30 protein-coding genes are annotated in these 24579 nt (G+C 67.0%); 12 read left to right on the forward strand and 18 right to left on the reverse strand.

Features of this window, described 5'->3' with window-relative positions; genetic code table 11:
- The first annotated feature begins 32 nt into the window (after nucleotides 1-32).
- On the forward strand, nucleotides 33-383 hold the full coding sequence (locus ITJ62_RS13740; RefSeq protein WP_194603202.1) for a cupin domain-containing protein: 351 nt from the start codon (nucleotides 33-35) through the stop codon (nucleotides 381-383).
- Between the two features lie 118 nt (nucleotides 384-501).
- Nucleotides 502-1770 (forward strand): GNAT family N-acetyltransferase, encoded by a 1269-nt coding sequence (locus ITJ62_RS13745; RefSeq protein WP_194603205.1) that lies wholly within the window; start codon nucleotides 502-504, stop codon nucleotides 1768-1770.
- 37 nt (nucleotides 1771-1807) lie between these two features.
- On the opposite strand, the gene ITJ62_RS13750 is transcribed toward ITJ62_RS13745, so the two are convergent.
- Nucleotides 1808-2086 carry a hypothetical protein gene (locus ITJ62_RS13750; protein WP_194603208.1) on the reverse strand — a complete coding sequence of 93 codons (279 nt, stop codon included), beginning with the start codon at nucleotides 2084-2086 and terminating at the stop codon, nucleotides 1808-1810.
- A gap of 378 nt (nucleotides 2087-2464) precedes the next feature.
- Here ITJ62_RS13750 and ITJ62_RS13755 point away from each other — a divergent pair, with 378 nt between their 5' ends.
- Both ITJ62_RS13755 and ITJ62_RS13760 read left to right on the forward strand, forming a co-directional pair.
- Entirely contained in the window at nucleotides 2465-3040 is a 576-nt protein-coding gene (locus ITJ62_RS13755; protein ID WP_228498490.1) for a hypothetical protein, read from the forward strand.
- A gap of 27 nt (nucleotides 3041-3067) precedes the next feature.
- The gene (locus ITJ62_RS13760) at nucleotides 3068-3820 is read left to right on the forward strand and encodes an SDR family oxidoreductase (RefSeq protein WP_194603214.1); all 753 of its coding nucleotides are present in this window, start codon (nucleotides 3068-3070) and stop codon (nucleotides 3818-3820) included.
- Between the two features lie 3 nt (nucleotides 3821-3823).
- On the opposite strand, the gene ITJ62_RS13765 is transcribed toward ITJ62_RS13760, so the two are convergent.
- A complete protein-coding gene (locus ITJ62_RS13765; protein ID WP_194603217.1) occupies nucleotides 3824-4324 on the reverse strand; it encodes a hypothetical protein in 501 nt (166 codons plus the stop codon).
- A 61-nt stretch (nucleotides 4325-4385) separates the two neighbouring features.
- Nucleotides 4386-5162 carry a type I methionyl aminopeptidase gene (gene map / locus ITJ62_RS13770; RefSeq protein WP_079706538.1) on the reverse strand — a complete coding sequence of 259 codons (777 nt, stop codon included), beginning with the start codon at nucleotides 5160-5162 and terminating at the stop codon, nucleotides 4386-4388.
- 111 nt (nucleotides 5163-5273) lie between these two features.
- Between map and ITJ62_RS13775 the strand changes: the two genes are divergently transcribed.
- The gene (locus ITJ62_RS13775; protein WP_194603220.1) at nucleotides 5274-5570 is read left to right on the forward strand and encodes a helix-turn-helix domain-containing protein; all 297 of its coding nucleotides are present in this window, start codon (nucleotides 5274-5276) and stop codon (nucleotides 5568-5570) included.
- A gap of 193 nt (nucleotides 5571-5763) precedes the next feature.
- On the opposite strand, the gene ITJ62_RS13780 is transcribed toward ITJ62_RS13775, so the two are convergent.
- Together ITJ62_RS13780 and ITJ62_RS13785 are read right to left on the reverse strand one after the other, a co-directional pair.
- Nucleotides 5764-6222: a hypothetical protein gene (locus ITJ62_RS13780; protein ID WP_194603223.1), complete on the reverse strand. Its 459-nt coding sequence runs from the start codon at nucleotides 6220-6222 to the stop codon at nucleotides 5764-5766.
- A gap of 31 nt (nucleotides 6223-6253) precedes the next feature.
- Nucleotides 6254-6886, reverse strand: coding sequence for a hypothetical protein (locus tag ITJ62_RS13785; protein ID WP_194603226.1), 633 nt, complete (start codon nucleotides 6884-6886; stop codon nucleotides 6254-6256).
- A 110-nt stretch (nucleotides 6887-6996) separates the two neighbouring features.
- Here ITJ62_RS13785 and pip point away from each other — a divergent pair, with 110 nt between their 5' ends.
- A complete protein-coding gene (gene pip, locus ITJ62_RS13790) occupies nucleotides 6997-7953 on the forward strand; it encodes a prolyl aminopeptidase (protein ID WP_194603228.1) in 957 nt (318 codons plus the stop codon).
- Between the two features lie 36 nt (nucleotides 7954-7989).
- Here the strand turns inward: pip and ITJ62_RS13795 are convergent, their stop codons facing one another.
- Complete coding sequence (locus ITJ62_RS13795) at nucleotides 7990-8538, reverse strand: hypothetical protein (protein ID WP_194603231.1); 549 nt, start codon at nucleotides 8536-8538, stop codon at nucleotides 7990-7992.
- A 46-nt stretch (nucleotides 8539-8584) separates the two neighbouring features.
- Between ITJ62_RS13795 and ITJ62_RS13800 the strand changes: the two genes are divergently transcribed.
- Nucleotides 8585-9061 (forward strand): GNAT family N-acetyltransferase, encoded by a 477-nt coding sequence (locus tag ITJ62_RS13800; RefSeq protein ID WP_194603233.1) that lies wholly within the window; start codon nucleotides 8585-8587, stop codon nucleotides 9059-9061.
- A 75-nt stretch (nucleotides 9062-9136) separates the two neighbouring features.
- On the opposite strand, the gene ITJ62_RS13805 is transcribed toward ITJ62_RS13800, so the two are convergent.
- From ITJ62_RS13805 to ITJ62_RS13815, 3 genes are all read right to left on the reverse strand, one after another.
- Complete coding sequence (locus tag ITJ62_RS13805; RefSeq protein WP_194603235.1) at nucleotides 9137-9784, reverse strand: NADPH-dependent F420 reductase; 648 nt, start codon at nucleotides 9782-9784, stop codon at nucleotides 9137-9139.
- Nucleotides 9785-9883: 99 nt separating this feature from the next.
- Nucleotides 9884-10471, reverse strand: a complete 588-nt coding sequence (locus tag ITJ62_RS13810) for a TetR family transcriptional regulator C-terminal domain-containing protein (RefSeq protein WP_194603237.1) — start codon at nucleotides 10469-10471, stop codon at nucleotides 9884-9886.
- A gap of 4 nt (nucleotides 10472-10475) precedes the next feature.
- A complete protein-coding gene (locus ITJ62_RS13815) occupies nucleotides 10476-11222 on the reverse strand; it encodes a lysostaphin resistance A-like protein (protein WP_370581919.1) in 747 nt (248 codons plus the stop codon).
- A gap of 243 nt (nucleotides 11223-11465) precedes the next feature.
- Here ITJ62_RS13815 and ITJ62_RS13820 point away from each other — a divergent pair, with 243 nt between their 5' ends.
- Nucleotides 11466-12197 carry a hypothetical protein gene (locus ITJ62_RS13820; protein WP_194603242.1) on the forward strand — a complete coding sequence of 244 codons (732 nt, stop codon included), beginning with the start codon at nucleotides 11466-11468 and terminating at the stop codon, nucleotides 12195-12197.
- A gap of 112 nt (nucleotides 12198-12309) precedes the next feature.
- Here ITJ62_RS13820 and ITJ62_RS13825 read toward each other — a convergent pair whose 3' ends face one another.
- Nucleotides 12310-13419 (reverse strand): DNA alkylation repair protein, encoded by a 1110-nt coding sequence (locus ITJ62_RS13825; RefSeq protein WP_194603245.1) that lies wholly within the window; start codon nucleotides 13417-13419, stop codon nucleotides 12310-12312.
- Nucleotides 13420-13757: 338 nt separating this feature from the next.
- Here ITJ62_RS13825 and ITJ62_RS13830 point away from each other — a divergent pair, with 338 nt between their 5' ends.
- Nucleotides 13758-14285 carry a cytochrome C5 gene (locus ITJ62_RS13830; protein WP_194603248.1) on the forward strand — a complete coding sequence of 176 codons (528 nt, stop codon included), beginning with the start codon at nucleotides 13758-13760 and terminating at the stop codon, nucleotides 14283-14285.
- A gap of 46 nt (nucleotides 14286-14331) precedes the next feature.
- Nucleotides 14332-14664 (forward strand): hypothetical protein, encoded by a 333-nt coding sequence (locus ITJ62_RS13835; RefSeq protein ID WP_228498492.1) that lies wholly within the window; start codon nucleotides 14332-14334, stop codon nucleotides 14662-14664.
- Between the two features lie 122 nt (nucleotides 14665-14786).
- Here ITJ62_RS13835 and ITJ62_RS13840 read toward each other — a convergent pair whose 3' ends face one another.
- The 5 genes from ITJ62_RS13840 to ITJ62_RS13860 all read right to left on the reverse strand — a co-directional run bounded on the left by ITJ62_RS13840 (nucleotide 14787) and on the right by ITJ62_RS13860 (nucleotide 18557).
- Nucleotides 14787-15545 carry an MmpS family transport accessory protein gene (locus tag ITJ62_RS13840; RefSeq protein ID WP_194603253.1) on the reverse strand — a complete coding sequence of 253 codons (759 nt, stop codon included), beginning with the start codon at nucleotides 15543-15545 and terminating at the stop codon, nucleotides 14787-14789.
- A 119-nt stretch (nucleotides 15546-15664) separates the two neighbouring features.
- Nucleotides 15665-16165, reverse strand: a complete 501-nt coding sequence (locus ITJ62_RS13845) for a DUF2510 domain-containing protein (RefSeq protein ID WP_194603256.1) — start codon at nucleotides 16163-16165, stop codon at nucleotides 15665-15667.
- Between the two features lie 321 nt (nucleotides 16166-16486).
- Nucleotides 16487-17194, reverse strand: coding sequence for a DUF4190 domain-containing protein (locus tag ITJ62_RS13850; RefSeq protein ID WP_194603258.1), 708 nt, complete (start codon nucleotides 17192-17194; stop codon nucleotides 16487-16489).
- Nucleotides 17195-17337: 143 nt separating this feature from the next.
- On the reverse strand, nucleotides 17338-17760 hold the full coding sequence (locus ITJ62_RS13855) for a nuclear transport factor 2 family protein (protein ID WP_194603261.1): 423 nt from the start codon (nucleotides 17758-17760) through the stop codon (nucleotides 17338-17340).
- A complete protein-coding gene (locus ITJ62_RS13860) occupies nucleotides 17751-18557 on the reverse strand; it encodes an MBL fold metallo-hydrolase (RefSeq protein ID WP_194603264.1) in 807 nt (268 codons plus the stop codon). Before ITJ62_RS13860 ends, ITJ62_RS13855 begins: the two co-directional genes overlap by 10 nt.
- Nucleotides 18558-18721: 164 nt before the next feature.
- Here ITJ62_RS13860 and ITJ62_RS13865 point away from each other — a divergent pair, with 164 nt between their 5' ends.
- The gene (locus ITJ62_RS13865; protein WP_138945365.1) at nucleotides 18722-19216 is read left to right on the forward strand and encodes a MarR family winged helix-turn-helix transcriptional regulator; all 495 of its coding nucleotides are present in this window, start codon (nucleotides 18722-18724) and stop codon (nucleotides 19214-19216) included.
- Between the two features lie 82 nt (nucleotides 19217-19298).
- Nucleotides 19299-19859, forward strand: coding sequence for a suppressor of fused domain protein (locus ITJ62_RS13870; RefSeq protein ID WP_194603267.1), 561 nt, complete (start codon nucleotides 19299-19301; stop codon nucleotides 19857-19859).
- Between the two features lie 246 nt (nucleotides 19860-20105).
- Here ITJ62_RS13870 and ITJ62_RS13875 read toward each other — a convergent pair whose 3' ends face one another.
- From ITJ62_RS13875 to ITJ62_RS13885, 3 genes are all read right to left on the reverse strand, one after another.
- On the reverse strand, nucleotides 20106-21302 hold the full coding sequence (locus ITJ62_RS13875; protein WP_194603270.1) for a hypothetical protein: 1197 nt from the start codon (nucleotides 21300-21302) through the stop codon (nucleotides 20106-20108).
- Nucleotides 21299-23209, reverse strand: coding sequence for an ATP-binding protein (locus ITJ62_RS13880; RefSeq protein ID WP_194603273.1), 1911 nt, complete (start codon nucleotides 23207-23209; stop codon nucleotides 21299-21301). The genes ITJ62_RS13875 and ITJ62_RS13880 overlap by 4 nt, the downstream gene beginning before the upstream one ends.
- A gap of 414 nt (nucleotides 23210-23623) precedes the next feature.
- The gene (locus ITJ62_RS13885; protein WP_194603276.1) at nucleotides 23624-24502 is read right to left on the reverse strand and encodes an NgoMIV family type II restriction endonuclease; all 879 of its coding nucleotides are present in this window, start codon (nucleotides 24500-24502) and stop codon (nucleotides 23624-23626) included.
- Nucleotides 24503-24579: the final 77 nt, after the last annotated feature.

The raw sequence follows: 24579 nt of genomic DNA on the forward strand, positions 1-24579 counted from the left end.
CCTCGTCTCCGTCCTGCTCAGAGAGGTACCTCATGACCGACCACCTGCTCGCTCCCAACACCGTGCTCCAGGGCGCCGACGTGGCGCTCGCCGACAACCCGCTCGCACCTGAGGACGTCGTCTCGGGGTCGCCGCGGAGCGGGATCGTGACGCTCACGGCGGTCGGTGACGCCGAGGTGGGCGTCTGGGAGTTGGGTGTCGGTGTCGTCCAGGACACCGAGGTCGACGAGGTGTTCGTGGTCCTCTCGGGTGAGGCGACGGTCGACTTCGCCGACGGGACCCCGTCGCTGGAGCTCCGCGCAGGCTCCATCGGCCGACTCGCCGCCGGCGCCCGCACCACCTGGACCGTCCGCGAGACCCTCCGCAAGGTCTACGTCGCCTGACCCGCCCGACTGCCGGCGCGGCAGCAGGACACCTGCGCGACAGCAGGATGCTCCGCGCCCGCCTGTCCTGCTCGCGCGCCGATCTCCTGCGTTCCGGCCATCCCAATAGGCTTGTCGCATGAACCTGCGCACCGTCGAGCTCGACCACACGGACCACGCCGCCCTCGACCTCTGGTGGGGTGCAGCGTCCCGCGGCTTCCTCTCGAAGCCCGAGACCGACGTGGCGGTGCGTGCCGAGCGGCGTCAGCTCCTCGTCGGCAGCTCCATCCTCGGGGTCTACGACGACACCGCTGCTGAACCGCTCGTCCCCGTCGGCACGCTCGGTTCCTTCCCGACCGCGCTGTCGATCCCCGGTGGCACCGTCCGCGCCCTGGCCATCACGGAGGTGACCGTCTCCACCTCGCACGAACGCCGCGGTATCGCGCGATCACTGATGGAGAACCGACTCCACCATGCGAAGGCCACCGGTGCCGCAGTCGTCGCGCTCACCGCGAGTGAGGCGACCATCTACGGCCGCTACGGCTTCGCCCCGGCGACGTGGGAGTTCACGCACGAGGTCGACCCCAAGCGCGTCGCCTGGCGGGGTGCGCAGCCCTCCGGCCGCGTCCACACGCTCGACCCGCGCTCGCTCGCGATCGTCGCCCCCGAACTGTTCGAGCGCTCCCGGGGTGCCGGCGACATCGACCGCGGTGTCGCCTGGTGGAAGCAGGCCCTCCGTGAGGTGACCATCCGGCACTTCAGCCACGGCGAGGGCGACACGCTCGCCCTCCGCTATGACGACGCCGAAGGCGAGCCGCAGGGCTACGCGCTGTACCGCGTCGGCGAGGAGTGGGGGACCATCGTCGTCGACGACCTCGTCGCCGCCACCCCGGAGGCCCGCTATGCGCTCTGGCGGCACCTCACCGGGATCAGCCTTACCACGAAGGTCACCTTCCACCAGTCGCCGACGGTCGAAGCCATCCAGTGGCGATTGGTAGATCGTCGCGCGGTCAAGACCACCGCGCGCGCCGACTCCCTCTGGCTGCGCATCGTCGATGTGCCGACCGTGCTCGGTGCGCGCCGGTTCACCGTCCCGGCTGTGTCTGAGCGCCGCGAGCACCTGCTCGACGTCGATGACGCCCTCGGCCTCACCGGTGGTCGGTTCGCGCTCCGCATCGACGAGCACGGTGCCGCGGTCGCGGGACGTCTCGGCGACGTGCCGGAGTCGACCGACGACAACGACGCTGTGCGCCTCACCATCAACGAGCTGTCGGCCGTCCTCCTCGGCGGCCCGCGTGTGTCGGCGCTCGCCGAAGCGGGGCTCATCACCGGGTCATCGGAGGCGGTGCGAGCGCTCGACCTCGCGTTCGCGACTGAGCAGGCACCCTTCCTGCGGACGCACTTCTAGGGGCTACCCGCCGAGATGATGTAGCTCAGCCGATCGATCAGGGCGTGGTCGCGCCGAGGAGGATCGCCGCGGCCGGGAGGGCGAGCAGCGCCATCCAGCCGGTGATGACCGCACCGACGAGGCCGGTCAGGAGGGTGAATCCACCGATGGTGGCGGCAAGGGTTCGGCACAGCTGGCGTTGCTCGGCCGGGATGCTGCGACGCAGGGTGCGGGGAAGTGCCGCGAGCTGCGGGCGCGGGGTGCGGGGAAGTGCCGCGAGCTGCGGGCGTGGGGTGCGGATGGAGCCGGTGGTGGCGGGGTGCTGCAGGGTCGTCATCGGAGTCGGGTGGTTCCTGGTCGGGTTCGGTCGGGAGATGCGCTTCGGGGACGGCTGATCGGTCGGTCTCAGATCTGCGTCTCGAAGCGCAGATTTGTTATACACCGTGGTATACGTGCCTGCAAGTCGTCAGTAGCGCACACGCTTGACGCCGCTCCACAGGCGCCCGGTCCGCGCTCGCCGCGTCATGCCCACCAACTGTCGAGCCGTCGACCGGCTCCCGATCGATAGCGTCGCTGCAGCATCGCGACGGCCATCGTCGCGGCGCACGGCCAGACAGGAGCATGCGTGGACACGATCCCGGACGAAATGACCACCGATGCGCGCGCGGAGGCGCCGCCAGGGGGCCGTTCCAGGTTGCTCGGGCGACGCTCGATCATGGCGATCGTCGTCGCAGTGGTCGCCCAGCTGAGCGTGTTCGTGCTGCTGGTCGTCGCCTGCACAGGCCAGGTCGGTCAGTCGCGGGGCGATCGTGCTTCGCCGGCGGCCGAGGCGCCCTCGATCGACCCGCATGGTCCTCAGCGTGACGACGAGCTTCCCACCCGCGACGAGGTGTTCGCCGTGGCTGCAGACCTCCTCGGGCAGATGGTCAATACGGCGACGGGCGGGCAGCCGTTCGCGTTCTCGCCGCAGGCCTCGGAGGCGCCCTGCAGTAGTCTGGCGCCGTCCGGTCGGGCCACGAAGCTGGCACGCATGGCCGTCGAGGTCGAGCTGCCGGTCGGAACGAGTCGCGCCGTGCTCGTCGACCTCATCAACGGGTACGCGCCGCCGCTCGAACTCGCGGCCGACTCGGACGAGTTCCGGTCGGAGCTGATCGTGCCCTCACCCGGCGAGCTGGAACTGTCGGCGCAGCTCCGCGACGACGCCATCATCTTCGAACGGGAGCTCCGACCCGATGCCGACGTGCTGCGGATCACGGTCGAGAACGGCTGCTTCCTCCCGCCGATAGAGTGACAACCGTCGAGCAGTGGGGAGTGTCGCATGAAGATCGTCGTCGCAGGAGGCAGCGGGATGGTCGGCCGACACGTCGTCGCGGCGGCCCAGGAGCGCGGACACCGGGTGGTCGTGCTGTCGCGTGCGACCGGCGTCGACCTCGCCACCGGAGCCGGGCTCGCCCAGCAGTTGGAGGCCGCGGACGTCGTCATCGATGTGACGTCGACGGCCACGCAGTCCGCCCAGCAGTCGCGCCAGTTCTTCGGGGCGGTCACCCGCAACCTGCTCGAGGCCGAGGGCGCCGCCGGCGTGCCTCACCACGTCGCGCTGTCGATCGTCGGAAGCGACAGGGCGCCCTTCGGCTACTACGCGGGTAAGGCGCGGCAGGAGGAGATCGTCAGCACCGGAGCGATCCCGTGGACGATCCTGCGCGCGACGCAGTTCCACGAGTTCGCGCAGCAGATGGTCGAACGGTTCCGCTTCGGACCGGTCACGATGGTGCCGACGATGACCTCGCAGCCGGTGGCCGCGCGCGAAGTCGCCGAGCGCCTGGTGGAGCTGGCGGAGGGTGAGCCGCAGGGGCGCCCGGCCGATCTCGCGGGGCCCGAGGAGCTACGGATGACCGCGATGGTCAAGGCCTACACCGCCGCCTCGGGCATCCGCGGCCCGGTCGTGCAGATCCCGCTGCCCGGCGGCTTCGGCAAGGCGATGCGCGACGGCACGACCCTGGCTGGCCCGGGCGCGCAGCGCGGTGTGCAGACCTTCGCGCAGTGGATCGAGGGGCTCAGCGCCGCTCGCTGAGCGTCAGCTCCGCTGAGCCGCCCGGACGTCCTGCATGAGTCGAGGCGTACGCCACTCGCCGATCCGCTTGAACCACACGGACGGTGGGTAGGCGAGCCGGACGACGAAGTAGTTCACGTACTCGATGACACCCAGGAGCCAGACGAACGGGATGCCGATGGCCGCGAAGGGGTGGGCGGGGAACCAGACGATGATGCCGACGAGTCCGGCGAGCAGCAGGACCGCGTCGAGCACGCGGAACCCGCGGTAGGTGGCGGCCAGTCCAGGAGGCATGGTGCCCTGCTTGACCCACCGCCGGGCGAGCAGCCAGTAGACGCCGGCCTGCACGAGGATCAGCAGCAGCGGTACGAGGGCCGACCAGAACGCGAGTGCATCGGTTGGCCGTTCGAACAACGGCAGCGCCGAGACGAACGCGACCCAGATGAACACGAGGGCAGCGAACAGTTCGCCGAGTCCGAGGCTCAGGTACCGGCCCCGGAGGACCGTGCGGCGATCGTCGGTCATGTCACCAGCCTAAACACGGTGTGCCGGGCCGGTCGAGTGTGCTCGACAGACCTTCAGGTGCTCAGAATGTGACGGTCGGCAGCGTCATGATCTCGGCGCCGTCTTCGGTGATCGCGATGGTGTGCTCGCTGTGGGCGGTGCGGCTGCCGGTCACGCTGCGGAGGGTCCAGCCGTCGGCGTCGGTGACGAGCTTGTCGGTGTCGGCCATGACCCACGGCTCGATCGCGAGGAGGAGACCCGGGCGCAGCTTGTAGCCGCGGCCGGCGCGACCGTCGTTCGAGACGTGCGGGTCCTGGTGCATCGTCGTGCCGATGCCGTGGCCACCGAACTCCATGTTGACCGGGTAGCCGGCGCCCCGCAGCACGGTGCCGATGGCGAAGGAGATGTCGCCGATCTTCGCGCCCGGCTTGGCGGCTGCGATGCCGGCGGCGAGGGCCTCCTGGGTGGTCTCGATGAGCGCGAGGTCTTCGGGGGTCGCCGTGCCGACGACGAAGCTGATGGCCGAGTCGGCGGCGATGCCGTCGAGCAGGACGGCGAGGTCGAGGGTGAGGAGGTCGCCGTCGGCCAGTGTGTAGTCGCGGGGGAGGCCGTGCAGGACGGCGTCGTTCACGGCGGTGCAGATGTAGTGGCCGAAGGGGCCTCGGCCGAAGGAGGGGGCGTAGTCGACGTAGCAGGAGACGGCGCCGGCCTCGAGGATCATCGCCTTCGCCCAGCGGTCGATCTCGAGGAGGTTCGTGCCGACCGTCACCCGGTGCTTGAGCGTGTGGAGGATGTTCGCGACGAGCTCGCCGGTGCGACGTGCCTTCGCGACCTCGGTGGGGGTGAAGATCTCGATCATGCGGGGCCCTTCCATCGGCGTGCTGCGTTCGTGGTGCGGTGGTGTTCGTGCCGCGAACGGCGCTCGACCAATAACTATACCGGTCAAACTATCCCGTACTACACTGGGCGCATGGTCCGCCTCCCGCTCACCCCCACCGATGTCGAACGCGGTCAGCGCCTCGGAGCGCTTCTGCGCGAGGCGCGTGGTGAGCGTTCGATGCTCGACATCGCCCTCGACGCCGGCCTCTCGCCGGAGACGCTGCGGAAGATCGAGTCGGGCCGGGTCGCGACGCCGGCGTTCTCGACCATCGCCGCGATCGCCGAGGTGCTCGACCTCTCCCTCGACGAGGTCTGGGCGACGATCAGCCCGACCCGGCGGGACACTGCCCCGTCTGGCGAACGCCTGCGCGAGCGGCTCGTCTCCTAGCTCCCCCGTCGCTCCCGTTCCCTGAGCCTGTCGAAGGGCCCACGCAGTCCCGCGGCCGTATCCGCCCGACGTGCCACGCCGGTCCCTGAGCCTGTCGAAGGGCGCGGGAACTGGACATCCGCGCGGCAGCAGGACGCTCGCGGCCCATCCGTCCTGCTGCGGGGCGGTTCTCCTGCTGTCAGGAGGACGATCGCTACTGCGTGTCGCTCGTCGTCGGCTGGACCGGGCGGGTGAAGACGTTCTCGCTGATCTTCGTCCAGTCCTCGGCGGGGTCGAGCGCGGTGTCGACGACGGCGTCGGAGAGCACCGTGTATTCGTTGACGCTGTCGCTCATGCCGACGCGGTCACCGCTGCCGCAGGCCCGGAACGGCTGGGTCTCAGCGAACACGATGATGCAGATCAGGGACTGACCCTGCTCCGTCGCCGACGCGAGGAAGATCTCCGTATCGCCTTGGACGGCGACGAGTCGGGTCGAGTCGGCATCGATCGTGAAGGGGTCGTCGCTGCCGGCTCCGGTGGTGCTCGCCGGGAGACGATCCTTATCGGCCTGGTCGCGCTCGAGGTCGGCGTAGCTCGTCACCCCGCCGGTGCAGGCGCTCAGCCCGGCGGCGAGTGTGAGCGCGATGAGTCCTGCTGCGATGCGTCGATGCATGTGACGTCCCCCGATGTCGATTCCCGACAGCCTACGACTCCTGCTCCCTGCGGGCCGCTGCGACGCCCGCGTCTCGGCTCGCGAGCACGATCGCGACGATCCCGAGGAAGACCGGGGCGACGACCCCGCCAAGTCCGTCGAGGGTGGAGAGGAACGGCGCGAATCGCGACGCGTCGGGCCCTGCCGTGATGATGACCACCAGCTGCACGACCCTCACGGCAACCGCGGCGACGAGCACCCAGAGTGGCGCGAGGTTCCACGGGCGGGGCACGATCCCGGCGCGGGCGATCTGCGTGGTGGCGATCGCGGCCAGCACGAAGGTGACGATCAGGTCGACGTGTCCGAAGCCGATCATGGAGCCGCGGCCGGGCAGGGTGGCCAGGGCGTCGAGCACGGGTGTGCCGACCGCGGTCCACACGGCGAGGCCGATCAGCGCCGCGGTGCCGAACGGTCGCCTCGCGGTCACGCTCGTGGAACGGTCCGCGCCGATCGCGAACATGATCGTCGACACGACGATGAGCAGGGTCGAGAGCAGGCCTCCGGTTGGCCCCATGTAGGACCCCACCTGCAGGACCGGGCCGAGCAGGACCGACCCGATCATCAGTGCTCCGGCGACGATCCATACCTGCTTGGACCCTGGCGTCATCTCGTTCGTCTCCCCCATGGGCGCCCAGTCTACAAATCGGGTACCGATGCGCCCGGGGCGATCCCGGTCCCTGAGCTGGTCGAGCGGTGGCCCGGCGTTCGCCACCCGAGCTGTGTAGCGTGGCACGGATGACTGAGGAGCAAGCCGACCCGCACACCACCGGTTTCGTCGACGTGGATGGTGGTGCGTCGATCTTCGTCGAAGAGTCCGGCACCCCCGACGGTGTTCCCGCGCTCTGGCTGCACGGCGGCCCAGGCGGTTCGCTCGGCTCCGGCTGGTACCGCTCGCACTTCGACCTGTCGCGGTACCGCCTCATCGGCATCGACCAGCGCGGAAGTGGGCGAAGCGTCCCGAACATCGTGGACGCCCGCGAGCAGCTCGACGAGCACACGACCCAGCGCCTGATCGCCGACATCGAGCAGGTGCGTGAGGCGCTGGGGGTAGAGCGCTGGGTCGTGGCGGGGGTCTCGTGGGGCACGACCCTCGCGCTGGCCTACGCGCAGGAGCATCCCGATCGGGTGATCGCACTGGCGCTCGTCGCGGTGACGACCACGAGCCGCGACGAGGTCGACTGGATCACCGAGGGCGTCGGCCGCGTCTTCCCCGAGGAATGGGCGCGATTCGAAAGTGACAGCGACCGGCGGGACGGCGAGCGGGTCGTCGAGGCCTACGCGCGCCGTCTCCGCGAGGGCGACGCGGCGGACCGCACACACGCCGCGACCGCCTGGGACCGCTGGGAGAGTGCGCACGTGTCACTCGATCACCCGGAGCACGTCGGTCAGCTGTTCGCCGACGCGACGGTGCACGAGGCGTTCGCGACGCTCGTCACCCACTACTGGAGTCACGACGGTTTCCTCACCGGCGACCGGGCGGTGCTGTCGCGGATGGACCGTATCGCGCACCTCCCCGGCGCGCTGGTCCACGGCCGACGTGACATCAGCGGACCGGCCGTGACGGCCTGGCGCCTGCATCAGCTGTGGCCGGCGAGCGAGCTGACGATCGTCGAGACCGAGGGCCACGGCGGCGCCGAGGAGAGCGCCGTGCTGCGTGCGGCCCTGGACCGCTTCGCGGCGCTGGGTCCCTGAGCCTGTCGGAATGCCGCTCTATCGTGCAGCCGACAATCACCCGGCAAATGCCGAGAATGGAGCCACCCGCGCATCCTCGCTGAGGACATCGACGATCTCCGCCGCGCAGTGTTCGTCGGGTTGCCCCGCCTCGTGGTCGGAACTCCAGCCGACGACCACTCCTCGCTCGAACCGCACTGTCGCCTGGAAGCAGGTGTACACGGCCGGGTCGACTTCGGTGCCGGTGACGATGATCCCCTGGAAACTGGCCTCGTCTCCGGCGTCGACCAGGTTGTAGATGACCGCTCCTCCGTCCTCCAGCCCGAGCGACGCCGGGTCATCGTCGCCATTCCAGTAGACGCTGGGGAAGCTGCCGTCGGTGCTGCGGAGCTCGGCGAGGAACACGTCATGATCGATCGCATGCGCGTCGGCCAGGGCTCTCATCAGCGGATCCTTGTGCTTCCAGATGGCGCGGGTGGCCGGTCCACCGACGTCGACCGGGGCGTTGGTCTGCGCACACGAGCTGAGCGCCGCGATCGCCGCGACAGCGATGGCGACCCGCAGCGCGCGTCGAACCGCAGGGGTGGGCGAGCTTCGCGGGTACATGCGGGCAGCCTACGCAGGACCCGCCAGCCCATGCGACACTCGACCCATGGAACCCGAGGCCGTGATCCGCGTCGCAACGTCGGCCGATGCCGCCGGGCTCGCCGAGCTGAAGCTGCTGATGTCACCGCCGGCCGCCCCGCTCGCCGACTGGGAACGGGCGCTGTTCGCCCACGACCTCGTCTCGTGGATCGCGGTCGACCCCGACTCCCGGGTGTGCCTGGTCGCCGAGGTCGCCGATCAGCTCGTCGGCATGGCGTGGCTGGTCGTGTTCTCCCGCGCACCCAACATCGGCGCACTCCGCCGGCTGACGGGCGACGTGCAGAGCGTGTTCGTCCGCCCGGAGTTCCGCGGTCGCGGCATCGCCGGCCGTCTCGTCGACGGACTCCTCGACGCCGCACGAGCTCGCGACATCGGACGGGTCTCCGTCAGCTCGAACGACGCGGGTGCGCCGGTCTACCGCCGCGCCGGGTTCGAGGAAGCGCCGCTGCTCCTCGAATGGCGGGCCGACCCATCGGGCCACTGAACGACGAATCGCCCCGAATGGTCGCTTCCAGAGATCCTGGACGACCACTCGAGGCGATTCGCGATGCGGCGTGACTTACATGTCGCGGTAGCGCTTGGCCTCGGCGACGAGTTCGCGCAGCTTGTCGGCGTCGACGTCCGGGCCGTAGCCGGGGGTGTCGCGCTGGATGCGCCATCCCTCGGAGAGCGCGCCGATGTCGAGGGGCTCGAACCCGAAGGAGTCGATGAGCGCGGCGACCGTGGCCTTCGCGTCGGCGTCGTCACCGGCGATGACGAGGGCCCGGCGGTTCGGGGTGCCGGACGGCTTGCCCTTGGTGGTGAGGTCGGCGGCGTAGATGTGGTTGAACGCCTTCACGACCTTCGACTCGGGGAGGTGCGCCTGCAGCATCTCGGCCGTGGTGGTGGTCTCCTCGTCGAGCTCGGCGATGTGGCCGTCGCGCTCGGGGTAGTAGTTGTTCGTGTCGATGACGACCTTGCCCGCGAGCGGTGCGACGGGGACGGTGTCGATCGCGTGCAGCGGGATGGTGACGATGACGATGTCGCCACGCTCGGCCGCGTCGAGGGCGGTGCCGGCGGCGGCGTGCTCGCCGAGCTCCGAGACGAGGTCGGTGAGCGTCTCCGGTCCGCGCGAATTGGACACGATGACGTCGTGACCCTGCGCCACCGTGAGGCGTGCGAGCTGAGAGCCGATGTTTCCTGAACCGATGATTCCGATGGTTGTCATGTTCAGGGGAACGGTTCGGGCGGGGTGGGGCATTCCTCACCCTGGGTGATTCCCAGCGGACATTCATCCGCGACGACGGTGGGGTGCCGGCGGGGCGACTCAGTCGGTGGCTGCGACGCCGAGGAGGGCGCCGATCGCCGCGGCGAGTCGGGTGCGGACCTCGTCCTCTGGCTCGGGGTCGTAGCCGAGTTGGGAGGCGACGCCGCCCGCGAGCGCCCAGACGGCCCAGGCGGCGGTGTTGGGATCGACCCACGCGGGGATCTCGCCCTCAGCACGCCCGCGCGCCACGAGCGAGGCGATGAGCCCGCGGAGTCGGGCGTCGCTCTCGGCGATGGCGGCGGCGATGTCCGGATCGACGAGCGCGACCTGCGCGAACACCTCACCCTGGCGGTGTGCGGCTCGGCGTGGTTCGTCGAGCGGGAGGACGCCGATGAATAGCTCGACGAGCCACCGTCGCAGATTCGGGCGGCCCGGTTCGCCGGGTGGCAGGGCCGCGGAGGTGTCGCGGAGTCGCGTGAACGCCGCCGCCACCATCCGCTGCTTGCTCGGGAACGCCTTCTGCACGGAACCGAGCGAGCAGCCGTCCTCACTCGCGACGGCGCGGAACGACAGGGCGCCCATGCCGGACCGTGCGACGATCCGCAGCGCCGCGTCGGCGAGTTGGCTTTGGCGCTCGGTCAGGTCCACGTTCTCAGGGTAGGGCTGGGGCGTCGGTCGTCGCTGCGCCGTCCGACCGCGAGGACGTTCGTCGCCCGAGGAGCACCGCGTAGCCGAGCATGACGACGCAGGCCGCACCGAGTCCGAGGAGTGACCGGCTGTCGGTCGCGTCGCCGCCGATGAAGCTGACGAAGTTCCAGGCGGCGTGCCAGGCGATCGCGGGCCAGAGGCTGCCGGTGAGCACGAGGAGTTGGGCGGCGACGAGGCCGAACAGGGCTGCGAACGCCACCTGCAGGATGGAGGAGCCGACGTCCGCGCCACTCGCGAGGTTCGCCAGGTGCAGGACGCCGAAGAGGACGGAACTGCCGACGACGGCCGTACGGGTGCTGCGTGCGTGGAGGATCGCGAATACGATGCCGCGGAACCAGGTCTCCTCGTTCAGCGCGACGGCGACGACGAGGACTCCGTACGCCGCGACGGTCGGTGCGTCGACCCGGATGCCCTGGGTGCCGAGGATGATCAGGACGGTGGCTGCGGCCGGGACGAACCAGAGTGCGACGCGCGCTCGCCGCGGACGCCGGAAGCCGTAGTCGCGGACTCGAGGCGGCGACAAGCGCATGACGACCAGGCCGAGGATCGCGGAGACGGCTGCGCCGGCGGCGAGGAGGAGGGCTGCTCCGGCCACGCTCGCCCCGGAGAGTTGCGCTGCTGCTGACGCGCCGGCCGTGAACACCACGGGGACGAGCGCGAAGGCGATGGCGGCGAGCCGCGGTGCGCGCACGCGCCAGCTCGCTGCCGGGTGGTGGCCAGGCGGTGCTTGCTCGGGGGAGGGGACCGGTGCCGAGGCTGAGTCGGGGAGAGGAGCCATGCCCAAAGAATACATGTGTATTCCGAGCGGTGTGACCGCCGGATGCGGTCTGGTGCGGAGCGGCCCGCCCTGGGGGTTGCATGGGTAGCGCTGCCCATCGCCGAGCGGAACGGCGCTCGGTACCGTGCGAGTGTCGGGTCAATCAGAGGAGCAGCCATGCGGATCACACGTCGGAACCAGTCCATCGCTTCGGCCGGTGCGCGCGTGAGCGGGTCACCTCGAGCACGTCGGCTCGGCGTCGTGACCACCGGGGCGCTCCTGATCTTGGCGATGTCCGGCTGCGCGACCATGCCGTTCGCCGCATCGGCGCCGGATGACGGCGCCCCCTCGGCGGCTGTCGAGCCGTCCCAGACCCCGACGGTCGACGTGGCGTCGAAACTGCTGACCATCGACGACCTGCCCACCGGCGGGTGGGCTGTGCAGCCCACGGACCCGAGTGAGCCGGAGACCTCGACCGACAAGGCGGAGACGACCGTCTGCCAGGGCAACCTGTCCAGCGTCCTCGGAACCGAGGAACCGCCCACGGTCTCCTTCGAGCGCTCCCGGACGGTGTTCTCCGAGTCCCTGGTCCCGACGGACGATTCGGAGGCGTTGCTCGCGAAGGCCGACGCGGCCGTCTCCGCGTGCTTCGGCGAGCAGACGGAGCGGTCGGTCAACGGCGAGACGATCTTGATCGAGTGGGAGCCGCTCGACGTGACCGGGGTCGACGGTGCGGTGAAGGGATACACGTTGTCGGCGTCGACCGGGTACGTCGTGACGACGTCGATCTCGATGTACCTCGTCGCGGGTGATGGGGTGCTCGTCTCCGTCGGCGTGCTGGCCGGGAGCGTGAGCCCCGACGAGCTCGCGCAGCTCACGCAGGCAGCCGTCGACAAGGCCGCGGAGTAGCCGAGGGGACGGCCCCCACCGGTCACTGAGCTACCCCTCCGGTCACTGAGCTTGTCGAAGTGCGCCCTTCGACAGGCTCAGGGACCAGGGCTCGGCCGTAGTGACGCTCGCCTCACTCCATCGGCGGCAGCAGCTCGAACGCCAGCGGTTCGGTCGCGACCCCGTTCACCTGCAGCGCGATCCCGTGCGCACCCGGGTGGTAGCGGCGGGTGGTGATCGCGCGGAACGAGTGCTCGCGGGTGAGAAGGATGTGCTCGCCGGGGGCCAGCTCGGTCGTCGTCAGTTTGAACGTCTTCGTCGTCTGCGAGCCGTTCGCCTTCTGGTGGTGCACGACGTAATCGATCGCAAGGCGGGCCGTCTCGGCACCGGTGTTGCGGACGGTCGCGACGAATCGGACCGTTCCGCCGAACGGGATGTGGGCGCTGTCGACCGCGAAGCCCTCGACCTCCGTCGTCGCCGCGCCGAAGCCGAGGGCCGCGAGGGCACCCGGGTTGCCGCGCTTCACGAGGGTGCGCAGTGCGTGGCGGACGAGCGACAGGGTGTGGGCGTCGGGGTCGGCGAGCCAACGGTCGGCAGTTGCGACGACGAGGTCGGGGTCGTCGCGGCTGAGGTCGTTGAGGTGGTTGGCGACGGAGCGGCGCACGTATTCGCTCGGGTCGCGGTAAAGAGCGTCGAGGATCGGGACGGTGACGCCCGTGTTCGCGACGATCTCCCGCACGCGCACCGCCCACGGCAGATAGGGGCGGGTTCCTTCGCTGGCGAGGCGGCGGATGTGCTCGTTGTCGGAGGCGGTCCAGTCGAGGATGATGGCGAGCGCGCGGTCGAGATCGTGGCGCAGGAGGGTGCGGATGGCGAACTCGGCGCTGAGGCGCTCGGTGAGTTCGGCGAGGAGTCGCATTGCGTCGTCGAAGGCGTCGGCGGTGCCCTCGTCGACCGCGCGGGCTGCGACGGCGCTCGTCACCGGCCAGATCAGCCAGCCGGTGAACGCGGGGTTCGTCGCCTGGGCGGTGCGGATGACGCCGGCGAGCATCGCGTAGTCGCCCGGGACGTCCTCGAGCAGGGCGTCGCGCAGGAGGTCGGCCCGCTCGCGGAGCGCGAGACCGTCGAGGTGCTCGGCAGCGTGGGCCGTGGCATCGAACGGGTTGCCCGGCGCGGCCTCCTGGAGCGAGCGGGTGAGGGCGCGGGCGACGGCGGTGCCGAGGAGCTCGTCTGCGAAGGGCATATGGCGATCATGGCGTGTGCCGCTGACAGGTGTGCTGCTGGGCCCGGGCTGAGTCGCCCGGAAATGTTCCGAATCCGCGCAATCTGCGACAGATCTGGGCGACTCAAGGTGCTTGGGCGTCACCTGCGCTGAGTCGCCCGAATGTGTTCCAAACTCGCCCGATTTGGGACAGATGCAGGCAACTCAGGGTGACTGGGTGTGCCGCGCCTGGAGTCAGTCTGGGCTGTACTGAGTCGCCCGGAACTGTTCCGGTATCGCCCGCTTTCCGACACATCCGGGCAACTCAGCGCGACGGGACGTTCCGCCTCCGTTCACCCGGTCGCGATAGCCTGGCGCGCATGACTGCATCGCTGACTGCCCTGGCTGAAGAACTCACGCGTCGGGGCCTCGTCGCCTCACCGGAGATCGAGGACACCTTCGTCTACGGGCTCGCCCGCTTCGACGCGATCGACGCCGAGGTCATGCTCAACGTCGACCCCGAACCCGAGGAGCAGGAGGGCGAGCCGGAGCCGGCGGCGCTCGCCGACTTGGCGCAGCGGGTCCTGTCGACGCCGACGGCGGAGTGGAAGGTGCTGCTCGACCGCGTGGCGTCGGAGATCGAGGAGGCCGTCGAGTCGGACGAGGTCATCGAGACCGCCGACCTGCGTGACGACCTCGTGCTGCGCTCGGTGATCGTCTTCATCGACGCGGTGCTGCTCTCGTTCGACGCGCCGAAGCAGTTCCCCGACAGCTCGGTGCTCGTGCAGCTCGACGCCGACCTCGCCTTCGAGGCCGTCGAGGTCGAGCCCGACGAGGACGACGAAGACGGTGTCGAGTCGATCAAGTTCTCGACCGTCGAGGAGCTCGTCCGCCGCCTCTCGATGTGAGTGCGTCCCTGGTCCCTGAGCGTGCCGAAGGCCTGACATGGGCACGGTGACACATGCTCTCCGGCAACCGATCCTCTGGGCGCTGCTCGCCATCGCCGCCGTCTATGTGACGGTGGTACTGCTGGTCGCCACCTTCTTCGAGGGCAGCTGCCAGGAGTCCTATCCCGCTCGGTGTCCGGTGTTGGACGTAGCGCCCGCGGCGTTCCTCGTCACGGCGCTTCTCCTCATCGGCATCGCGGCTGTCGCAGGCTTCGTGGCTCGACGGACTCGTTCGCGCGCTCAAGTCGCCCTCCTGCTCGCGTTGGTCGCCGCGTCGATTGTCCTGAGCGTCGCGGGATTCCACCTCTCGTTGAGCCCGGCCTGGGAGATCCGCTACTGATCTCTACTGATCCCTGCTTCTCCGCTGGTAGCGGTTCGATTAATCCCGGCCGCTCGACGACAAGACCCCACGAACCGGCCGGGGCGGGTTGGTGGGGTCCTGAACGACGACGGGTGAAGTGACTACTCGTTGAGGTCCATGCTCGAGGCCGAGCACGACGCCGATGCGTACGCGCCGGTCGAGGTGTTCTCTGCGAGCACCTTGCCGTCGACGGTGATCTTGCAGGAGATGTCACCCGCGTCGTCGGCACCGTTCATCGCCATGACGTAGAACGAGCTGTAGTCGAAGGTGCCACCGGCCTTGATGGTGAACTCCTTGGTGAAGGGGAGCGCCTGGTCGTTGGCCTGCTCGGTGCCGCTGTTGCCGTCGGTGAACGTCATGTACGTGATCGACGATGCGGCGGACGTGCCGGTGACCTCGTAGACGACGGTGACGTCGCGGTCGGCTTCAGCGGACGATTCCGCCTGCGCGGTCTTGATGCCTTCGCTCACGGCACCGGCGAACCCGGCGGTGTAGGTGATCGCGAGGATGATGCTGAGGATCATCGCGATGAGCGACAAGACCGTGCCCGCGATGGCGAGGCCCTTCGACTTGTTCTTCAGGAAGAGGGCGATGATGCCGAGCACCAGGCCGACGAAGGCGAGGAAGCCGGAGACGAAGTTCACGAACGGGATGAACGCGCCGATGAGCGCGACGACGCCGATGATGAGGGCGGCGAGTCCGAGACCGTTGCCGGTCTTCGCGGGTGGCGGCGTCGGGTGGCCGAAACCGGGCTGGCCGTAGGGTGCCTGGGCATAGGGCTGCTGGCCCTGGGGTGCCTGGCCGTACGGCTGCTGACCGTAGGGCTCCTGTGGCGACGGAGGCTGCTCGGGGTAGGACATGGTGGTGGTGCCTTTCTGCGGTGTGGTCGGCCGGCGTGCTGGCGTCGGTCGGTGGTGCGGGGAAGCGAGTGTGAGGGCGCCTGGTCAGTGCTGCGTGCGCGAGCCGGACGCGGAGCGGGTCAGTAGGGGTACGCGATGAGGCGTCGGTTGGCGGTGTCGACCTGCGACTGCATGGTGCAGAGGTCGATGATCCACCACACGAAGGCGGCGAGGATCGCGACGAAGCCGATGCCGAAGACACTCAGCGCCCAGCCGCCCCACCAGAGCGCGATGAAGCCGATGCCGGCGCCGACGTTCCCCAGATAGAACTGGTGCGCACCGAAGCCGCCGAGGAGGATCGCCAGCAGGTAGCCGGTGCCGCTCTCCTTGAGCGGACGGGCATACGGGACCGGTGCCGGGTACGGCTGATGGTTGTAGGGCATGGGCACATACGCGGCCGGAGCAGCGGGCGCTCCGTACGGTTGCGGTGCGGGAGGCATCGGCATCGGCCCGGTCGGAGCGAGCGGAGCGACGGCTGAGGTCCAGGCGGTGCCGTCCCAGTACTGCTGCTGACCGGGTCGCTGCGGGTTCGGGTACCAACCGGCCGGGATGTGTCCGGGCTGCTGCGGGACGAGCGTCATGTTCATGCTTTCGAGAAGGCACACGTCGACCGAGTGTTCGGTGGGCGGAGCGGCGGAGTCAGGTTCGCGCCGCGAGGCCCCCTGCGTACTCAGTGTGATGTCCGCACTGTGGGGGACATCGGTTCCAATGTAGGGCACGCGACCAAGTTCGCGGAGGGGGGTATCCCCTGGTCTGGCATCGGATCGGGTCCGCGTGGTCCTGCGTTCGCGACCTCGCTTTGCAGCGCCGTTTGACGGGGCTGTCAGTCCGCGGGCACGCTGCCGGCCTCACGATGTTCAGTCGTGGGGTCGACGCGCTCGACCGCAGGTGCGCGGTATCGACTACTTATTCTCCGTCACCCCATCGACGCCTGACGCGGAGCATGCGACCGACGCATACGCGCCGGTCGACGTCTGCTCGGCGACCACGTCGCCGTCGACGGTGATCTTGCAGGTGACGGAGCCGGTGTCCTCGGCGCCATTGGTCGCGACGAGTGAGAACGCGGTGAAGTCGGTGTCGCTGCCTGCCTTGACGGTGAGCTCCTTGATGAACGGGAGCGCCTGACCGGTGGACTGCTCGGTGCCGTTGGTGCCGGCCGTGTAGGTGGAGTAGACGATGGAGGCGTCGGTCGCGGTGCCGTTGACCTCGTAGACGACGGAGATCTCCTTGTTGGCGGCCTCGGAGGACTTCGCTTCGGCGGTCTTGACGGCGTCGCTGACGAGTCCGGCGAACCCTGCCGTGTACGTGATCGCGAGGATGATGCTCAGGACGATCGCGATAGCCGAGACGATCGTGCCGGTGACGGCGAAGCCCTTCTTCCGGTTCTTCAGGCACAGCGCGATGATGCCGAGCACGAGGCCGACGAGTCCGACGAATCCGGCGACGTAGTTCAGAATCGGGATGAACGCACCGATGAGCGCGAACCCGCCGACGATGAGTGCGGCGATGCCGAGTCCATTGCCGCGCTTGCCGGTCTTCACGGGAGCCGGGCCGGGCACCGGCAGCGGGTAGGGCTGGTTCTGGGCGGGCGGCTGGTTCGAAGTGGACATGCGCGTGGTGCCTCTCTGCTGCGTTGGTTCCACCGTACCGAGGTCGACGCTCTGGATCACTGCCGTCTTCGGTTCGCGGTCCAAGCCGATGGCGAGGGGGCGGGGCATGTCAGCCCCGCCCCTTCGCTTGCTCGCGCCCGGCGCTACCTGCTCGCGTCGCCGACGAGGGCCGTGTCGACGAACTGCTCGAAGCGCACGATGAGTCCACCGCGGACGACGAAGTGGTGGGCCACCCGGGCGTTCAGCTCCTTGCCCGTGCCGCGGTGCGTCGCCGTGTACCGGGCGAGCACCACGACGTTCTCGCCGTCGACCACGTAGGTGTCGTCGTGCGCGGTCCAGTCGGCCCAGTCCGCACCGAGTCGTTCCATTACGTTGCTCGTGACGCCCTCCGGCGTCCGGTACGTGCCGGCGAGCGGGAAGCCGGCCATCTCGGTCCACTCGACGTCGGGGGCGAGGGTCGCCCGCAGTGCGTCGAGGTCGCCGGCGGCGGAGGCGAGGTACTGCCTCCGCACGACGTCCCGTGGTGCCGACGACGGCTCGGTCGTGGTGGTCTCGTTCAGCCCCATGTCATCTCACCCTTCGCGACCTTCGGGCCGATCTGCGCGGCGATGAGCATGCCCGAGGACGGGTACTGCTCGACGAGCGCCTGCGTCGCGGCAGCGCCGTCGGCGGACGCCGGGACGATCGTCTCGAACGCCTGCAGGTACGAGCGCGTGTAGTCGATGGCGGTCGCGTCGTTCGCGGTGTCGGGGAGGCGGTGGCCGGCGATCACGAGCTGCGGGTCGAGGGCCTGCATCTCATCGAGGAGCTCGATCCACGCTGCGCGGAGTTCCGGCGTCGCCGTGTCGGCGGTCCACACGTGCTCCTGCTGGAAGAGGAGGACGCCTCCGAGGATGGCGCGGTGCTCCGCGTTCCAGAGGTACTGGCGGTCCGGGAGGGCGGCTGAAGCGCCCTTGAGCTCGAGGCGCTGGCCGTCGACGACGAGTGCGTCGCCGCTGAGCGGGGTGAGGGGGACGAGTCGGGTGGGCAGGTTGGCGCCGAGGGAGGCCCAGGCGGTCAGCTTGCCGTCGAACGATGCGTTGATGTGCTCGATGACGATGGGGGTGGCGACGAGTGCTGCGTCGGGGAAGGCGTCCGCGACGACCTCGAGGCCGAAGTAGAAGTCGGGGTCGGCGTGGCTGACGAACACCGTGGTGAGCGTCTTGCCGGAGTCGAGGATGGCTGCGACGAGGCGGTGGCCGTCGGCACGGGTGAAGCCGGCGTCGACGAGGAGCGCCTCGGTTTCGCCGGTCACGAGGACGGCGGACTTGTTCTTCGAACCTGCGGGGAAGTCGAGGTCGAAGACGTCGAAGTTGAGCGTCATGGTGGTGGATCCTTCGGTTGGACGAGGCTCGGTGCGCCCGAGTCGATGCCGCGGTGCGGCGTACATGACGGTACAACAAAAGCTGACTCGTCAGCTATTCCCGATCTTTGGACATAGATCTCCCGACCGATCGGCGGCCTGTCCCCGGCGTCTACTGTGGAGACGTGACGACTGAGAACGAGTTCGCTTCGGCGAAGGATGCGGCGAGTGATGCCCGCATCCTGGTGTTCGGTCGTCTGCTGGGTGCGGCGAACGGCCTCGAGTACCTGCTGGGCAAGGAACTCGAGGAGCAGACCGGTCTCAGCCATTCGCTGTTCGAGCTGTTGCTGATCGTCGGTCGTGCCGGTGCTGGTGGACTGTCGGTGCGGGACATCGCGCAGGCGAAGGTCGTCACCTCCGGTGGGGCGACGCGGCTCGTGCATCGCGCCGTCGAGCAGGGGCTGGTGAGTCGCCGGGCCTCTGCCGAGGATGGCCGGGTGCAGCTCATCGAGCTGACGGCGGAGGGTGAGCGGGCGGTCGTCGAGGCTGCTGGTCTGCATGCTCGGAACATCGAGCGCCTGATGCTGTCCGTCCTGCCGGCTGAGAACCGCGCGGTCTTCGAGGAGTCGGTGAAGACGTTGAGCAAGCACGCCTCGGGGGCGCTGCCGGTGATGCCGTAGGGCAGGTCGGCTCGTGTGTGATCCGCCGGATTCGGTGCCTGCCCTCTGGCTCGCCGACCACCCGCCTGGCTAGGCTCTGCGCATGAGTAGCGATGTCCCTCTCGTCCCGGGCGAAGACGCCTTCCCGCTCCACATCTTCGACGCCCTCGGCTTGGACCCGGTGGTGTTCAAGGACCGCATCGGTGGGTCGGTGATGGTGATCGAGAAGCGCCCTGAGGATGGACCGGTAACGATCCTCACCTCCGGGGTGTCACGGCTCGCGACCGACTCCGGCGAGCGGATCGAGCTCGCGGTGGAGGTCATCGACGGTCAGCAGGGTGCCGCGATGGTCGCGCTGCGCATTGTGATCAATGAGATCGCCACCAACCGACGGGTGCCACCGGTGCTCGCACCGTGGCGCAACGGGACGCCGTTCCTCAATGGAACGGAGATCTCCGCACTGTTGGTGACCCCGTCGCGCTGGGGAGCGTCCTTCGACGAGATCCGGAACGAAGCCGGCCAGGTGGTTGGGCACGTGCGAACGCTGCGGTTGCTCACCGACGGTGAGGCCGCGGTCGCGGGGGAGCGTGGGTGGGATGCGCTCGTTGCCAAGGTGGGGTCCGTGGATGCGTTGTTAGATGTGGAGCGCAGTGTTCTACCTTGAGCTGCTACGCGCGGCGCGCGGCGAACGCACGCTCTGAGAACAGCAGCTCAAACCGCGGCCACAATGAAGACTGCATTGCCCCCAAGGCGTGGCATTCAGTCTGCGCGCTACCTTTCGTCCTTTGCTATCAGAGTGCCGATCCCCCTTGAGGTGGGTAAGAGTGACCCAGACGCGGTGCTCCGATGCCCCGCTTGTCCCAGGATCGAACACGTTGCAATGTGCAACACTCTCCACTTTAGAACGTATTCACGAACGGGACGAATTCACCCAAACTCGGTAATCGTGCTTGGAATAGCGTGCTTCAGCAAGCAAGTCTGCCGATAGATCTTGCATCTCAGTACGAAGACCTGAGTCGCCCTCTAAAAGAAGATCCAAATCGACCGCTTTCGCAATCCGCGTGAAATCCGCGGTCGTCGCCGAGCATGCGCCCAGATCCTGCCCGGAGTCTCCTTGAACCAGATCTGGACCCGAAAAAACGCTATCCACCAAGTTTGTGGGCTTACGATCTACTCGAATGACCAAACTGGCGATATCCACAACGCCGGCTGTCTCAAAGCTTGTGTACACGAAACACGAGGTCAAACGGACTTTTGCCGATAGGGATCCATTATTGAGCAGACCACGTATCCATTGAAGCGTCGCAGTGAGCGAACTAACGCGGAGCGCGTCGTCACCCCAAGCCTCCGCAGACTCTTCATCAGGCACCGTGAGACCGGCAAGGCCTATCGCCTCCGCTAAATCGGGACAGCTGTCAATCGACCCGCGGAAGCGCTCGAGCAACGGACGAATTGCCGAATCTCGCATGTCCTGACGATCGACACGGGTCGTCACGAGAAGCACCCAGGGGTTCGGGTTACCCGCCTGAAGAGCAACCACCTCCTTCAGGGCTCCGAGATAGGAGTCGGGTTCGTCCGGACCGCCATCGAAGAGCGTCGTGGTTAGATCGAAGTTGACCACGTCGACGTGGCCGAAGCTCTTCACTGCATGCCACGCACTCGTCGTGCGTTTACTGAGGTACCGCAAGTCATCTGGTCTGACACCCGACGGCTGGTAGACCGACGGTCGAGCATCGAGCTCGCTCTGAGAGATGTTAAGTTCAGTGCCGTCACCCGAGCCACTGCCAGCTGCAAGATCAAAGCCGATGTACTGCAGTTTCCGACTAGTTGGTTCACACACGGTCCGCAGTAGCTGGCGAATATCCAGTAGATCGATCCCCGGGAGGCCAACATACTTGAGCCTCTCATCGACATTACGGCCGCTCATAACATCTAGCACAGCATTTGTCCACTGCTTCTGGCGGACATACTGCTTGCGCGGCCGGTGCCATGCGAGAAACGTGTTTCGGGCGGGGCGGTCAGGGTGTTCGTAGGTGAGTGCAGTGCCCTCGTAGTCGACCTCAAGCGGGAGCGGAAATTCGTCCTGAGTTGTCTCAATGCTGCTCACTCGTCGACCATCACGATCTTCGCGAGCTGAGCCATTAGGCGTTCGACCTGCTGTTCATCGAGGTCTTCCAGGAGATTCATCGCGGCGAGAACTTGTGCAATGGCACCCATCTGCGATTCCGCTCGTTGCAGCCTCTTCGATGCGCCGGTCGCGCGGAGCACATGCTCACGCGATAGGCGAATGGCATCCGACTGATGTTCATCAGCTACTTTCGACCCACTATCGCTCCAGACGACAGGAGGTACTGGGCTATCTGCATCTGAGCCGAGTGTTTCTAGCCAGAAATCCGAGACTATACTCTCGAGTACGTCAACCTGTCGATCGGCTTCACTGTCTCTCTGGTTGCGCCGAATGACATTGGCAAGGCTCTTCTGAGTGCCGATACTGCGACTTAAGGCGGTATGGAGCCAGCTGGTAAGTCGAACTACATGGGTGTGGGAGAAGTTGTAGGACTCCCGGTCAATATTCAGTGCGCCTTCGAGGCCTTGGACGACGAATATCTCGCATGAAATCTGCTTCAGTCTCGTCGTTTCGGCAACCTGATACTTGAGGAACGTCTCATCGAACCCAGAACCGCTAGCTCCATGTATGCGGATCAAGCTTCCCACATCATCTATGGGGATAACTTTGGGCATCCACATCAAATATGCATAGAACTCAAGCGGGCCGCCGGTGCTCTCGACCGGCAGGTCCAAAAATTCATCACGCAAGTGACCGGCGAAGATCATCGGCGTCTTGACTGCGTTCGATGTCTCTGCGAGGCCAGAGAACTTTAGGGGTCGCCGAAGTTCTAGATCATCGAAGATAACCTTGAAATCCTCCGCCACCCCGATTCTGGCGGGCCAGCCGGCGGCCTCGCGAAGTGGTCCGCTGCCGGTATGCTCACTCACGCTCGTCGGACCTGGTCCGTTGAGAATGTACTGTCGTGATTCACTTAGAACTGAATCGAATGGATGCTCATCTACGTATGGCAGAGGCGCTGCCAAGCTGAGCTGCCACACCATTCTAAGGTAGTAGTCGAGTAGGTCATTCAGCTGCGGATTGCGCTGCCCACCAGCGTTTGGCTCTCCAATAGCGTTGACGAAGCTTGCGAACGCGACGTCCGGAGCGTCCCCTGGTTGCCAGGGCAGGCTCGGCATGCTGGCTTCGCCCGCTGCAAGCTCGTATTCGCGTCCGGAGGCCACGGCTCCTACGTGGTATCGGGGTGGAATATGCATGCCACGTGAAACACCCAACCACGTCGCAGAACTGCGTAGGGTGTCTCGCGCCGCCGGTTTCAGTCCATTGAGCACAATGGTTGTGCCCTTTGCCTCAACGTCGCTAGCCGGTTCCTGCCATATCGTAACCAGTCCAGCTTCGTAGGGATCCCCTTCGATGTGATCTTGAACCTCTGAATATTGCCGCAGTCGGATTGACGCGATAGTTCTCCACGACTCGTTCGCTACTTTCGTGATGATCTGGAAGCTCTGAGTCAGATGACTGACAGAGAAGAGGCCGATACCGACCTTCCCGATGAGCTTGCGTCCGCCCGGGCTCAGGGACGGATCAGCGATACTCTTAGTAATTCCAAGGCCGACGCCTTCGGCTGACCGTTTTGCGCTTCCGCCGATGTGCCGGATGAGATGGGCTACTGCTTCGGGCCCCATGCCGTTACCATTGTCGCTGATAGTGATTCGTTGGAATCGTGGGCGATCGGTCTGTATGACGACCTCGGTCGCGTCTGCGTCGTACGCGTTAGATATGAGTTCGCGAAATGCCGAGGCCGGCTGGCTGTAGATGCCATCGGTGACGCGGGCGATTACCTGAGCGTCGGTCTCCAGCGCGGTATGTACTGGTTCGCCGTTCCGGCTGTCGAGAATCTGATCTCGGAGGTCGTTGTCCGCGGCAGAGCGCTCGGTTTCAGACATTCGCTTCCAGACTCCCGAAAATTGCGTTTTGAGGCGAGTGGTTGGCTCGTTGCCCCGACGCTAGCGCATCCGCTCGTGTAAAGGTGGTCGTCTGACAGGATTTCAGTAGTTGGGCGCAGGAATCAGTGAAGTTCGCGGCTCGTTCGCTTCTTGCGGTGGCGAGCGCAGCGTTGAGCCCGGTGATGGCCCCGCTAACTCGCGGGGGCAGGCGTTTGTATTTTCGTTCACCCAGTCGGTCGTACGGTCACTTGCCCCAGGTCATCGGCTGAATGAACCTGTCGCTGGAGAGGAGCGCGATAGAGCAGGGCGGCTGGCGGAATGATCCGGGGGAGCCTGACTCCAATGTTCCTCGATGCTTCCCGAGACGTTCGGGGTTAGGGGCGCTGATCCCAGTCTTTGATATTCGCTATCCGACTACGTCGCTAGATCGAGCGGTAGATCGGCGATATCTTTAAGGCGCTTGCCCTCTATCATCATATGTAGAGACTCGGTCGCATCTCCGTGTCCTTCCGCGTCGACGGCCCGAATGAGCTCCGGCAGGGCGAAATGGTAGACGCAATCTATGTCGCCAGTCCCGAGGGCTACGGAAGCGATTCGCGAAGGCAAGGGTTCGGCCGTAACGACAGCGATATGGGGAAGTCTGCCTTTCCGGTTCCGAATTAGGTTGAGTGCCTCGGATCTTGAATTTTGTGCTCTATCGCTTCGAATAGTCCACTTGCATGACACCACAGCGTGCAGGATTCGAAGGTACGGGTTATTGCGCTCACGGAGCGGGGAATGAAGTGCCACCGTTTCATCGACGAGGTACTCCCGAGCGTTGATGAGGTCATCTCCGACAGGTCCCCTCGATACGACAATGTCCGGTGCGATCGCGTACCCGTTACCGAGAACGGCTCGAAGTTGGGGGTTTGCCCGAACAGCGGCGTCCAGCTCGACCAAGTGCGCGTATTGCTCGTAAACCGATGCCTGCGCGGCGGCTCCGCGGCCACCGACCTTCCGGATTTGCCAATCTCCGGGACGAAGCATGTCAAGCTGGGGAAAGGTCTCCGCGAGGAAGTTCGCAGTGGCTTGCTCGAACTCGCCCCCCGAGGTCTGCCCTGCGAGGCGTTCGCGGATGGTCTCGACCTCGAGAATCTCCGCTATAGCGGTGGCGTACCTGATACTCGTTCTGTTGCTGCCGTCGGCGTTACTTGGCGTGCCCTTACCGTTGATGCTGAGAACGCCGCCGGCGAGCAAGCCTGCGTGAAACTCTCGGCGAGCGCTTGCGAAAAGTGAGTTTCCGTTCAGAGTCATCTAGCCCCTCATCTGTTGGTAAATCGGCAGCGCAGCCCCCTGCCCGTCAACAACCATACGCACCAAGTGCGACAGCG

Origin of the sequence: Plantibacter sp. VKM Ac-2876 (assembly GCF_015350715.1) — a bacterium.
GTDB classification, from domain to species: Bacteria; Actinomycetota; Actinomycetes; order Actinomycetales; family Microbacteriaceae; genus Plantibacter; species Plantibacter auratus.